Below are 12,277 nucleotides of genomic sequence, written 5' to 3' on the forward strand. Positions count from 1 at the left end.
TTACTATTCATAAACGTGAAAAAGCATAAGCTCATGAATATAATCAATTAATTGTGTTTCATCTATTTGATTAGAAGGCGCAGTTTTCCATACAATTTGTCCATCTTTTAAATAATCAGCCTCATAATAAACCCGATTCATATAAAACGAGATATGCCAGCCCGGCATTCGATTATTTTGATACAGCGGTTTAACCTGAAAGTGTGAAACCATAAAGAAAATCTCCTTTCTCAATTAGTTATTATAAGCTTACCATGAGAAAAGGAGATGAAAAATCATTTAATCTAAAAATTTTGTTAATTTGTAAAATATGTTGCATATGTGTTTAGCACCTTGCGTTTGAATATCTATTTCATCAAAAATCATCGGTTTTGCATTCACTTCAAACAAATAATACTGCCCTTGGGCTGACTTTGCCATATCAAGAGAAAATTCTTCAACTAGAGGGAAGGATTTTTGAAGGACTTGCCCRCACGTATTTACAAAGGACGAAAGAAAGGAAGTATCTACTTCATCTTCGAAATCTTGGAAAGGTGAAATGCTGCCGCCGTTTAACGTATGTGTTGTAATGGATTGATAGGGACTATGTCGAATGCCGACGCCGCTAACAACATATCCGCTATCTTTGTGATGCGCTAAAATACGTAAGTCATAGCGCCTGTCTTTGAATGGTTGCGTCTCAATCGCTTCTTGAATGAGATAAGCAGACCTGGGAAGGTCAATTGCTTGTAAAGAAGAAAATTCTTCTTTGCGTTTATGATCTTGGTAAATAATCGTATGCTTATGGGAAGATAATCGAAAAATTCCAGCACCTTTACTGCTGTTAATAGGCTTAAAGTAAAGGGAAGAGTGCTTTTGCAGAAGCTTAGCAATATCAATTTCTGGTGTTAAACGATAGGTTTTAGGAAGGTGAGAAGATAGTAGTGGATCCTTTGARAATAATTGATATACTTTCCATTTTGAAAAAAAAGCGGAATTAAAAAGTGGGATGTGCTTGCCTTTAATTTTTTGATGTAAAGATGTCAGCTTCTTAGTTTCTGATTTTCTTCCTGGATAACGATTATATATAACATTTGGCAGCGGCAAAGTTGTTTTGATCCACTGCTTTTTTGCACCGTCAAAGCAATACCCTTCAAAGAAGTGATGAGACATTGTTTCTTCAGCGAATAAAGCAAGAAGCCCGCCTTTTTCTTGCAGGGTATGATGTAAGAGTTCCAATAAAGGGCGCTGTTTTACATTCAGTTTTTCCAAAACCGCTTTGTTCGTTAAAACTCCCACAATAGGACCGACTTTTTCTCCTTTTAAACGAAGAAAAGCTTGAGTAGAAGAAATGTTTTGAGTAAAGGGAAGTTCAATTTCTTGAACTCCCCATGTGTAAGACGCTGAAGGGTTATGATGAAACCACTGCTGCTTTTCTTTGTGATAGTAAATTGTAATCATATGCTGATGCCTTCAGGTGTATTTAGATAGTATCCAGATAAGTAAATCGCATATTCTAGAGAAAGTTTTCTAGTTTGTTGATCCGCTTTTCGTAAGGCAGGGTGTGAAAAAATAGAGCGACCGGGCTTGGAGTTAGCTTCAAACAGCCATACGTTGCCTTGATAATCCACTCCAAAATCGAATCCAAGCTCTCCAATTAATCCGTTCAACTCCTGTTCAAGCACATGACTAATTGAGATAGCGGCATCTTTTAGCTTATTTTCAATTTCTTTTTTGTAAGAAGGGTTGGTGAATATTTTAGCTGTAGCTTCAATTTCTCCGCCGTAATCAAGATGCGTAGTGATGCTGTTGGGACCCGCTACTTTAGCAGCCAGAGCAGTAAGCACCCATTGGTTATTCCCGTCTTTATTCGTATGCACGCGAAAGTCTACACAGCGCTTTTCTTTTTTGATTAATGAAATACCCTGCTGAGCAATGTAGGAAGGATTAGTAAGTAAATATTCAAATTCTGATAATAGATCCTCTAAGGTTTCTTTTTCTTGAACATGAAGACCTTTTTCTCCTTTGTAAGTCAGCGTGTACATGGAATCCTTAAAAGATAGGGTATAAATGCCCCGGCCTAAGCTTCCGTTTTTCGGTTTTAAATAAACGGTTTGATGAAGAAGCAGAAGTTTTTTTATTTGCTCACACGAAGGACTTTCAACCGTGTAAGGTAACAAATAGGCTGTCTGCTCGTTCAGTTTTAAAAGCTCATGAATTTCCCACTTGTTGAAAAAATCAGGATTAAAAAATGGAATGCCATAATCAGTCATCATCTTTTCTTTAATGAACTTAAAAGGAGCTAACCCTTCTGTTTTTCGATTTGGCAAACGATTATATACAACGTTAGGAAGAGGGATTTCATGCTGTGTCCAGCCGCTTTCTTCATAAAAATAGCCGTTTATGGTCCCGGTTTCCCAGTTGATATGATGAGTTCCAAAAATAAAAGGCAGGCTCCCTGTTATACTTGCAGTAGAAAGAAGTTTAGCTAAGTGAAGGGAACGCTTTCCAATTGGCCGCAGCAGAGAACCAGTAAAACCAGCGGATAACACACCGATTAAAGGTCCTAAGTGAATGGTCTCATTCACAATAATAGGATGCATCATATGGGCGAAAGGAATTTGAAGTTTTGTCATTAGCTCAGCTGAAATCTGAATTTCTTCACGTTCTGAAGATTGTATAAGGCATGGAGCTGTCATTGTTCCAAAAGCTGCTTGTTTCAAGGAGTCTTTGTAAAGAGATGCAGGAACAGAAAGATCACAGCCTAGCTGCTCTACTACAACAAGGCGAGTAAGAGTTTTTTTCATAGCATTACTCCTTACGATACGATAGTGTGTTAGCTAAATAGACGCAGTAAGACAGGACATTTTTATACATGACTTCTTTTTGTTCAGGTGCTGTTTCCATTACTATTTTTCTTCCCGGTTTCGAATTTAAATCTAGAATCCAGATGCTGAAGTCTCTCGAGATACATAAATCAATACCTAATTCAAAAAGAGAAGGAAAGTGATTTTCCAGCACGGACGGAATTGTTTTACAAATGGTGTTGATTTCATCCATTACATATTGACGATGAACGCGAGGGATGCGAGGCAGCAAGTTCTCAAAAGGTACAATAGATGCTCCTGAACTTACATTTGTTACGATAGAGTCCCGTTCACCTTGTCTAATGCCTCTTCCAATTTCTTTCCAAGCACCATCGTTTCCTTTTTGTAATAGCAGTCTTATATCAAAAGGAGTGCGTTCATAAGGGAAAAATGAAATATGGGGCTGAGCAATATACAGTACATCACGGGTGGTTTTCGTAAACCAGTTCTTAAACTCTTGAAAAGAGGAAAATAGAATGGTGTTTACAATGTCATTTTGTTGATAAGAAGCTTCAATTTCACGTCCGCGCTGTCTTAATTTCACAATTCCTTTACCTTGTGAGCCGTTGGCAGGTTTAATCATTAGGCTATCGTTTGTTCGAAGCAGCTGAACAAGTTGCTCTACACTTTCGATTGGAGTGGTAGGAGGAATATATGAAGATAAATAGCTATCTTTTTTAATTACTTCATAGACATCTAGCTTATTGGGTAATCCATGGCCTAAAAATGTAACATCTTCCCGCTGTTTAAGCCAGTTTACAATAGGGCGAGCCTTTTTAGACAAAGAGTCTTTTCGATAAAAGCAGCGATCGTAAATAAACGAAGGAAGTAAGAAGGAATCTTCTATCCATTTCTTTTGTTGTAAATCGTAGCGGAAGCCTTCAATATTTTCGGTGTTAGGATGAATGTTAAAAGGAGTAAAACGGTATATTTCAATCGAAAACTCAGAAGCATGTTTAGCAATTTCGGTCACGTACTCCACTTCTTGCTGTGGGTGAATCGTTAAAAAGCCTAATGAAATCATCATAAATCCTCCTTGGGAAATTGAAAATTCGTTGCATGCAGACAATAATCAAGCAGTGCTTTTGTTGATGGACGGACAGAGAAAGCGCTTGAATCGGATTGTTTGGAAGGTTTGACATTTACTTCAATAATCCAAGGCTTTCCTTCTTGATCAATCGCTAAATCAATACCGAATTCGGCATAAAGTTCAGACGGATGAGAAAGCTGCGTGCAAATTTCAATCGCAATCTCTTTTAAAAGTGAAAGGATATGGCGCGTAGTTTTTGAATCATAGAGCTGAGTTAACACTTGCTGAGGAGGATGAATATCTCCTCCACGGGCAAGATTTGAGACGAAATTGCCGGGTTTTGATACACGTGTGACAATGGACGTGATTTTCCACGTCAAGTCGTCTTTTTTATGACAGAGAATGCGGAAATCAAAAGGGCACTGTTTGTATGTCTGCAGTGAAATTCCTTCTTGGATGAGAAATCCTTGCCTTTTTAATTGACTATAAAGCGTTTCAAATAAGTCATAAAGAGATTCATATTCTTTTTCATATGTCTGCGTAAACGTTGTATAGTCTAAAATATACTTCTCTTTTTTTGAAATTTTAAAAATATTTTTTCCTTGGCTACCATGAACAGGCTTCAAAAAAACATCGTCATGAAGTTCCAAAGCGTCAAGAAGATCTTGACGTGAACGAAGCTGATACGTTTTTGGCAAATATGGAAGCAAGTGTACGACATCTTTAAGCTGTTGAAAAACCGTCCATTTATTTAAGTAGCGTGCGTTAAAGAAAGGAACGTCATGTTCTTTTAAAAATGTTTTAAAGGTTTGAAAATCAGCGGTTTGCTCCGTTTTCCTGGCATGAATCCGATTGTGTACGATTCCAGGAAAGGGAACGTCTGAATAAACCCATCGATCAGTGCGATAAACATATCCTTTAGGGGATAATGACTTCACGTCGCTTAATTTGCTCACATAGCAAAAACACCCTAACTCCTTGCAAGCTTGAACAAATTCCTTACAAAATACAGAAATGGAGCCAAAGAGTTCTTCATCTTCTCGAACTTCTGTTACGATGCTAATTACGGGTCCCAACCTAAACGTGTTCTCTTCATAAATGCCTCTCAGCTGATGTGTTTCATACGGAAAGCGAAAGTCTGTAAATAGAGCTTCTGACATCATGAAACAGCATTCTCGATGCTGAAACACGGTGGCTTCGACTTCTTTCGTGATGGAACCTACTGTTAACGTAAACTCGTGCTTGCACTTCACACGTGAGAACAGAGCAGAACTAATGTAAATGTCGCTGCTCATATGGTTCTCTAGTGGTTTTAGAGAAATGGTAAAAGTATTCATAAACGAATCCTCTTTTTCTTTCCTTTAGTAGGCGAATGCTGATATATACTATGAGGAATTAGCCCAATCTGTGAAGAGAATTTATCGTTTTCTAAGAAAATAAAGGTCTTAAGCTGAATTTTATATAATAATTTGTTATAGTTAGGGAAGTCAAGAAATTATAGAACTTAATTAGGAGGAACTTAACGTGTCTGTAAACTTACATGATGTAGCAAATGATTTAGAAAAAGCAATTCGTCAAAGCGACGATTACACAAACTTAAAAAACTTATATGCAGCAGTAAACGCTGATCAAGGTTCAAAACAATTATTTGAGCGTTTCCGTACAATGCAAATGGAGCTGCAACAAAAGCAAATGATGGGCCAAGAAATCACTGAAGAAGAAGTTCAGCAAGCTCAACAAACAGTTGCAATCGTTCAGCAAGATCAAAATATCGCGAAGCTAATGGAAGCTGAGCAACGTATGAGCATGGTAATTGGTGAATTAAACAAAATTATCATGAAGCCACTTGAAGAACTTTACGGTGCGGCTGAATAAGAGATAGAGGAAAGAGGAAAAGAGAAATCTTTTCCTCTTTTTTTTATGCGGAAATTCCTTCTAATTGTGCAGTTCTGCTCATAAGCTTAGTAACAAGGCTACACATGCCGACTATCATGAAAAGGTCATTTATAACCGTATCCTAACGGATTAGACATCTATGAAAGAAGGGGTTCTCATATGGCTTATCGATTGCTAGCGTTGAATATTGATGGAACCATTTTAAATAGCCAAGGGCGCGTTACAAAAGAAACGAAAGACGCAATTCAATTCGTTAAAAATAAAGGGGTTTACGTTACGTTAGTAACAAACAGGCATTTTCCGTCTGCTAAAAAAATTGCTCGGTCACTTAAAGTTCATCCAGCAATGCTCATTACTCATAGCGGTGCCTTTATCGGAACATCGATAGACAAACCGATACTAGATAAGAGAATTAGCGAGGAAAAAACATTTAATCTCATTCAGCTTTTTGAAAATTTTAATTGTCATGTCCGCATTTTACATGAAAGGTTTTCAATTGGAAATCGTGTAAAGCTTCCTAATAATATCGTAGCTAAAAGCGTGTTGAAAACGGGAGAACCGCTCTTTTATCCCGTGCAGTTCGTAGATTCATTAGGAGATACACTTCGTGATGAACCTGTTTCTACGCCAAAAATAGAAGTGTATTTTGCAGATCGTAGAGAAAAAGAATATGCCGAGCAAACAATCGCTAGTGCAGTTCCAGATATTGAATGGTTTTCGTATCCAAATGAAAATAGATGTTATATTACGCCAAAAGGAGCCACAAAAGCTGCCGGCGTTCGTTATGTAGCAAATCGTCTAGGGATACCAATGGAAGACGTAGTAGCAATTGGAAATTGTTATGATGATTTAGAAACGATTGAACATGCGGGAATGGGTGTGGCCATGGGCAATTCACCAACAGAATTAAAAATGCTTGCGGATTGGGTTACTCGTTCTAATAATGAAAATGGTGTAGCCTATATGGTAAAAGAACTATTTAGAAAGCAGCAGCGCCTTGGTTATCTTCATCAAATTGACAGCTTTCGTTTAAAATAAATAAAGGAAAAAAGAGGCTAGTACAAAAGCAGTTTAGCCGAAGGAAGATCCGAACGATGAATCGAGATTCTTGATAGAGAATCCAATTCGTTCGGATTTTTTTATTGGAAGAGTGAACGTAGGTTTCATATATGTACGTGCTTCTAGCTGTTGATTGGAGGGCAAGGCGAAGGCTTCTGAGCGAAAAGCGCAAGCGACGAGAAGGCTCATCGCCCGCCCGCGGAAAGCAAAGCCTTGCACCGAAATCAACAAAGTGTAACAAGCGGTTCAGCTCATGTATCTCATTTGTTCGTCTTTAGATTGAATTAATGTAGCTATGGCTCAATCTCTTTTTCCGTTTGTTTCATGTCCGCGCATTCCCTTGAGCTGAGCACCTTGACCGGACATACGTAGGTTTTGTAAACTGATTACTTAGATAGAATTGATTTGAAAGGTGATTATATTGAACATTTATATAAAAGGTATAGAAGATGAGCGTTTTTTACGTCCGCTTCACCGAATTTCAGATTTGTTTTTTGAAGAAAGCAATGTCTCCTTTGAGGATGATAACGAAGCTCAGCTGAAAGTCGAAGTAGAGCTAAAAGTTCATGAAGAAATTTATGCGAAAGCAGTGCTGCATGATGCTGAAACGGACAAGGTGTTTACCGAAGAGCTTGCTAAATCGTTTACGCCGTATGAAACAGAAAAAGAAAAATTTAAGCAAATAAAAAATGTGGTGCTTCGCGTCTACTTATCTGTGCTACAGGAGTATACAAGCATTGTTCAAAAATGGGGGATTTTGACTGGTATTCGTCCGACGAAACTGCTTCATATGAAACTGCAGTCAGGCAAAAGTAAAGAACAAGCCCATCGTGAGCTAAAGGAAGAATATTTAATTACCGATGACAAAATTAATTTAATGCAGCATATTGTGGATCGTCAACTAGCAGCTATTCCAGATTTACATGAGTTAAAGAACGAGGTAAGCATTTATATAGGCATTCCGTTTTGTCCGACAAAGTGTGCATACTGTACATTCCCAGCCTATGCAATTAACGGACGTCAAGGATCCGTTACGTCATTTTTAGGCGGCTTGCATTATGAGATGCGTGAAGTAGGGAAGTGGCTAAAAGACAATAACGTCAAGATTACAACCGTCTATTATGGTGGAGGTACACCAACGAGCATTACCGCTGAAGAAATGGACATGCTGTATGAAGAGATGTATGAATCGTTCCCGGATGTACAAAATATCCGTGAAATTACGGTAGAAGCAGGAAGACCCGATACGATTACGGAAGAAAAGCTAGCTGTTTTGAACAAATGGAATATTGACCGGATTAGTGTAAATCCGCAGTCTTATATTCAAGAAACCTTAAAAGCTATTGGACGTCATCATACAGTTGAAGAAACTATTGATAAATTTCATCTTTCTCGAAAAATGGGGATGAATAACATTAACATGGACTTAATTATTGGGCTTCCAAATGAAGGTGTAGAAGAATTTCAGCATACGCTAGACGAATCTAAAAAATTGCTTCCTGAATCTTTAACGGTTCATACGCTATCATTTAAACGCGCGTCTGAAATGACTCAAAATAAACGGAAATACAAAGTGGCAGATCGCTATGAAATTGGTAAAATGATGGATTTAGCGACTGAGTGGACTCAAGAACAAGGGTATGAACCTTATTATTTATATCGCCAAAAAAATATTTTAGGTAATTTAGAGAACGTTGGATATTCATTCCCCGGTCAAGAGAGCCTGTACAATATTATGATCATGGAAGAAAAGCAGACGATTATTGGTCTTGGATGCGGGGCATCTAGTAAGTTCGTGCATCCAGAAACAGGCATTATCACAAGGTTTGCGAATCCAAAAGACCCAAAATCGTACAACGATGGATTCGAGCACTACACACAAGAGAAACTCAAGATTTTAGATGAATTGTTTAGGAAATAAAAAGATCACTTTTTAGTGATCTTTTTTTATTTTCGGCAGGGAAATGTCGGAATCTGTTGAATATATAAAAAAGTTGTAAGCGTTTTCTTATTATGGCGATGCGAGGTGCCGCTTAATGATGAATGTACAGTTAACCGTACCATCTATGATGGAAAGAGCTGAAAAGCTGTTTAGTAAAAAAGAAGTGATTTCTAAATCTTCAAAAGGAATTCAGCGTTTAACTTATAATCAGTTAATAAAACGGACTCGGCAGCTCTCTAGTATGCTAGAACGAATTGGAGTGAAGCGAGGAGAAAGAGTCGGGACGTTTGCATGGAATCATCATAGACATCTAGAAGCTTATTTTGCCGTGCCCGGAATAGGCGCTGTTCTTCACACCATCAATATCTGGTTAGATCCTGAGCAAATTGTATACATCATTAACCATGCACGCGATAAAGTCATTTTATTTGATGAATGTTTTTTACCTTTATTTGAAAGCATTCATCAAAAGCTTCCACATGTTGAAGCCTATATCATTATGTCAGATGAAAATAAGCTGCCAGAAACAGACTTGCCAGTTTATCATTACGAAAATTGGATTAAGCAAGGGGATGCATCGCATTCTTTTGTTCAAGATTTAAACGAAGAAGAACCAGCAGGTCTTTTTTATACCTCTGCTACTACAGGAGAGCCAAAGGGCGTTGTATATTCTCATCGCGCTATTTATCTGCACTGTATGGCGCTAGGGCTTGCTGATAGTGCTGGATTATCAGAAGCTGATACCGCTATGCCTATCGTTCCAATGTTTCACGTGAACGCATGGGGAATTCCTTTTGCTGCCGTTTGGTTTGGAACAAAGCTCGTGCTGCCGGGTGCTTTTTGTACTTCAGAAACGATTGCTTCTCTGATCGAAGAAGAGAAAGTAACTCTGGCTGCAGCTGTTCCTACCGTTTGGTTAAACTTTTTACAAGAGATAGAAAACAGGCCTTACGCAGTCGATAGTTTGCGAGCTATTTTATGCGGCGGATCAGCGGCCCCAAAAAGCGTTATTCGAGAATTTCAGGAAAAATATCAAATTGAATTTATGCATGCATACGGAATGACGGAAACAAGCCCTGTGGTGACCGTCTCCCGCTTAAAAAGCTATCAGTACAGCGAAGACTTTGAGTATCAGCTCAACGTAAAAGCGAAGCAAGGTTTCTTAGTTCCTGGCGTTGAAATGAAAGTAATAGGTCAAAATGGAGAAATTGCTTGGGATGGAGTGGAAATGGGTGAGCTATTACTAAAGGGCCCATGGGTAGCTTCTGAATATTACAAGGATAAAAGAACAGAAGATACGTTTAAAGACGGCTGGCTGTACACCGGAGATATTGTGACGGTTGACGAAGAGGGAACGATCAAAATCGTAGACCGAACAAAAGATTTAATTAAAAGCGGAGGAGAATGGATTTCATCGGTTGATCTAGAAAACGCGCTTATTGCCCATGAAGCTGTTTTCGAAGCCTGTGTAATAGCAGTCCCTCATAAGGTGTGGCAAGAGCGTCCAGTGGCTTGTGTCGTGTTAAAAGATGCATACAAAGGCATCGTTTCGTCAGAAGAGCTGCTCGAATTTTTAGCGCCGCAGTTCGCAAAATGGTGGCTTCCAGATGACATTTTATTTATGGATGAGGTCCCGAAGACAACGGTAGGAAAGTTCTTAAAACGTACGCTTCGTGAACAAGTCCTCAATCATTATCAGAAAGGGTGAGTAAGATGACCGTCGAATTAAAAGTAGTAGAACTAGTTTTGCAAGAGCGTCTCGCCACAATTTCGTTTAACAGGCCGGATGCGTTAAATGCATTAAACGAAGAAGTGCTAGAGCAGTTTATTCAATGTTTAAAAGTTGTCGAAGAAAGTGAAGCGGACTTTTTAATAGTAAAAGGAAACGGAAAAGTATTTTCAGCAGGCGGAGATATTAATATGATGATGTCACCTTCACAATCAGAACGTTTTGAGCAGGTAATGGATTTGATTAATGAAGCCGTGCTGACTTTATACAGCCTCCCTCAAATGACGATAAGTGTACTGCACGGTGCGGCAGCAGGGCTAGGGCTGAGCATCGCGCTTGCTTCTGATTATATTATTGCGGAAAGACACACAAAAATTGCGATGAACTTTATCGGTATTGCTCTAATTCCAGACGGAGGCGGTCACTTTTTACTAGAAAAGCGCATCGGTGCTCATCGTGCAAAACAGCTAATTTGGGAAGGAAAGACATTAAAAGCAGAGGAAGCTCATCAATTTGGCATAATTGATGAAATAAAAGAAGGAGATTTGGCGAAGCATGTAGAAGATTATCTCTCATATTGGCTAAAAAAACCTTCACGTGCTTTGAAGGAAACAAAGCGAATTTATGTAGAGACATCTGTTTCACAATTAAAGCAAGTGCTTGCGCTTGAGAAAAGAAGTCAGTTTGCTATGAGCCAAGGTTCGGATCATAAGGAAGGTGTACGTGCGTTTCTGGAAAAGCGAGCGCCTGTTTTTAATCAAAGTGAAAAAGATATTTCCGAAAATTAAGTGAACTAGTTTAAAAGCCAATATTTTTGTCTATCATATTGATAGAGGATGTTTAAAAGTTGCAAAACAGTGGTAACACAAGATAATGTAGAAACTAATGAGGTGATTGGAAATGAACAAAACAGATTTAGTAAACGCAGTGGCAACAAAATCAGAGTTAACAAAAGCAGATGCATCTAAAGCAGTTGATGCATTACTAGAAACAATTTCATCAACGCTAGGTGAAGGTGAAAAAATTCAGTTAATCGGCTTCGGTACATTTGAAGTACGCGAGCGTGCTGCTCGTACAGGCCGTAACCCTCAAACGGGTGAAGAAATGCAAATTCCAGCATCAAAAGTACCGGCATTTAAAGCTGGTAAAGAACTAAAAGAAGCTGTAAAGTAATATAAAACGCCGGAAAGCTAGAACTTTCCGGCGTTTTGTATTAACGATGAAACAATACAAGTTTTCCACTAGAGCTAACGCATCGATGCGTTTTTTCTAAATAGGAAAGCTCTTCTAACTTCTTGGTGCCGATAGTCTTTGCTTCTGTCTCAGAAGCTGCTTCAAAACTTTCATCTATTAATTTTTCTCCAGTCTTTTCAAAAGCGGTTAATGTGTAAGTACTCATAAAATCTACTCTCCTCTTATAGTATAATTGTAAGCGTATTCAACATATTTCTCGTCCTATTCCCCTAAATCCTGCTAAGGTTTACAGATATCATTTTTTTCCATACAATAAACATAGGTTTATTTACAAAGGAGGAATTAAATGTCTCTTTCTATCCGTGAAGTTTCAAAAAGGTACGGTGAATTTACAGCTGTAAACGAGCTATCCCTGCAAATTCCAAAAGGCGAAGTGTTCGGTTTTTTAGGTGCAAACGGTGCTGGCAAAACGACGACGTTTCGAATGATTTTAGGGCTCATTGAACCAACCTCAGGTCACATCCAATGGAATGATAAATCTTTAACTTACAGTAGAAGTCATCTAGTTGGCTACCTTCCAG

Annotated in this window: 13 protein-coding genes; 7 read left to right on the top strand and 6 right to left on the bottom strand. The window is 38.5% G+C overall.

What is annotated here, in order from left to right; genetic code table 11:
- Positions 1-3: 3 nt before the first annotated feature.
- The 5 genes from AC1DRF_RS04300 to AC1DRF_RS04320 all read right to left on the bottom strand — a co-directional run bounded on the left by AC1DRF_RS04300 (position 4) and on the right by AC1DRF_RS04320 (position 5,213).
- Positions 4-213, bottom strand: a complete 210-nt coding sequence (locus AC1DRF_RS04300) for a YheE family protein (RefSeq protein WP_013081659.1) — start codon at positions 211-213, stop codon at positions 4-6.
- 66 nt (positions 214-279) lie between these two features.
- Positions 280-1,440, bottom strand: a complete 1,161-nt coding sequence (locus AC1DRF_RS04305) for a YheC/YheD family endospore coat-associated protein (RefSeq protein WP_427076864.1) — start codon at positions 1,438-1,440, stop codon at positions 280-282.
- A complete protein-coding gene (locus AC1DRF_RS04310) occupies positions 1,437-2,786 on the bottom strand; it encodes a YheC/YheD family endospore coat-associated protein (protein ID WP_427076863.1) in 1,350 nt (449 codons plus the stop codon). The genes AC1DRF_RS04305 and AC1DRF_RS04310 overlap by 4 nt, the downstream gene beginning before the upstream one ends.
- A gap of 4 nt (positions 2,787-2,790) precedes the next feature.
- On the bottom strand, positions 2,791-3,870 hold the full coding sequence (locus AC1DRF_RS04315) for a YheC/YheD family endospore coat-associated protein (RefSeq protein ID WP_057274987.1): 1,080 nt from the start codon (positions 3,868-3,870) through the stop codon (positions 2,791-2,793).
- Positions 3,870-5,213, bottom strand: coding sequence for a YheC/YheD family endospore coat-associated protein (locus tag AC1DRF_RS04320; RefSeq protein WP_427076862.1), 1,344 nt, complete (start codon positions 5,211-5,213; stop codon positions 3,870-3,872). The genes AC1DRF_RS04315 and AC1DRF_RS04320 overlap by 1 nt, the downstream gene beginning before the upstream one ends.
- A gap of 187 nt (positions 5,214-5,400) precedes the next feature.
- Between AC1DRF_RS04320 and AC1DRF_RS04325 the strand changes: the two genes are divergently transcribed.
- The 6 genes from AC1DRF_RS04325 to AC1DRF_RS04350 all read left to right on the top strand — a co-directional run bounded on the left by AC1DRF_RS04325 (position 5,401) and on the right by AC1DRF_RS04350 (position 11,675).
- Entirely contained in the window at positions 5,401-5,751 is a 351-nt protein-coding gene (locus AC1DRF_RS04325; RefSeq protein WP_013055299.1) for a YlbF/YmcA family competence regulator, read from the top strand.
- 180 nt (positions 5,752-5,931) lie between these two features.
- Positions 5,932-6,810, top strand: coding sequence for a Cof-type HAD-IIB family hydrolase (locus AC1DRF_RS04330; protein WP_013055300.1), 879 nt, complete (start codon positions 5,932-5,934; stop codon positions 6,808-6,810).
- Positions 6,811-7,249: 439 nt separating this feature from the next.
- Complete coding sequence (locus AC1DRF_RS04335; RefSeq protein ID WP_170943847.1) at positions 7,250-8,752, top strand: coproporphyrinogen III oxidase; 1,503 nt, start codon at positions 7,250-7,252, stop codon at positions 8,750-8,752.
- A gap of 115 nt (positions 8,753-8,867) precedes the next feature.
- Positions 8,868-10,481, top strand: a complete 1,614-nt coding sequence (locus AC1DRF_RS04340) for a long-chain fatty acid--CoA ligase (protein WP_427076861.1) — start codon at positions 8,868-8,870, stop codon at positions 10,479-10,481.
- Between the two features lie 5 nt (positions 10,482-10,486).
- Positions 10,487-11,290: an enoyl-CoA hydratase gene (locus AC1DRF_RS04345; protein WP_230184792.1), complete on the top strand. Its 804-nt coding sequence runs from the start codon at positions 10,487-10,489 to the stop codon at positions 11,288-11,290.
- Positions 11,291-11,402: 112 nt separating this feature from the next.
- Positions 11,403-11,675, top strand: a complete 273-nt coding sequence (locus AC1DRF_RS04350; RefSeq protein ID WP_013055305.1) for an HU family DNA-binding protein — start codon at positions 11,403-11,405, stop codon at positions 11,673-11,675.
- 40 nt (positions 11,676-11,715) lie between these two features.
- Here the strand turns inward: AC1DRF_RS04350 and AC1DRF_RS04355 are convergent, their stop codons facing one another.
- A complete protein-coding gene (locus tag AC1DRF_RS04355; protein WP_013055306.1) occupies positions 11,716-11,901 on the bottom strand; it encodes a YhzD family protein in 186 nt (61 codons plus the stop codon).
- A gap of 141 nt (positions 11,902-12,042) precedes the next feature.
- On the opposite strand from AC1DRF_RS04355, the gene AC1DRF_RS04360 reads away from it, so the two are divergent.
- Positions 12,043-12,277 (top strand): ATP-binding cassette domain-containing protein (locus tag AC1DRF_RS04360; protein ID WP_477740368.1); only part of this gene is annotated, 235 nt, incomplete at its 3' end.

This window comes from Priestia sp. P5_B4 (genome assembly GCF_056400385.1).

What these genes read in the sequence shown, in the direction of transcription:
- AC1DRF_RS04355 (WP_013055306.1), bottom strand. Translation starts at nt 11,901, where the DNA reads ATGAGTACTTACACATTAACCGCTTTTGAAAAGACTGGAGAAAAATTA.
- AC1DRF_RS04310 (WP_427076863.1), bottom strand. Translation starts at nt 2,786, where the DNA reads ATGAAAAAAACTCTTACTCGCCTTGTTGTAGTAGAGCAGCTAGGCTGT.
- AC1DRF_RS04320 (WP_427076862.1), bottom strand. Translation starts at nt 5,213, where the DNA reads ATGAATACTTTTACCATTTCTCTAAAACCACTAGAGAACCATATGAGC.
- AC1DRF_RS04345 (WP_230184792.1), top strand. Translation starts at nt 10,487, where the DNA reads ATGACCGTCGAATTAAAAGTAGTAGAACTAGTTTTGCAAGAGCGTCTC.
- AC1DRF_RS04300 (WP_013081659.1), bottom strand. Translation starts at nt 213, where the DNA reads ATGGTTTCACACTTTCAGGTTAAACCGCTGTATCAAAATAATCGAATG.
- AC1DRF_RS04340 (WP_427076861.1), top strand. Translation starts at nt 8,868, where the DNA reads ATGATGAATGTACAGTTAACCGTACCATCTATGATGGAAAGAGCTGAA.
- AC1DRF_RS04330 (WP_013055300.1), top strand. Translation starts at nt 5,932, where the DNA reads ATGGCTTATCGATTGCTAGCGTTGAATATTGATGGAACCATTTTAAAT.
- AC1DRF_RS04350 (WP_013055305.1), top strand. Translation starts at nt 11,403, where the DNA reads ATGAACAAAACAGATTTAGTAAACGCAGTGGCAACAAAATCAGAGTTA.
- AC1DRF_RS04315 (WP_057274987.1), bottom strand. Translation starts at nt 3,870, where the DNA reads ATGATTTCATTAGGCTTTTTAACGATTCACCCACAGCAAGAAGTGGAG.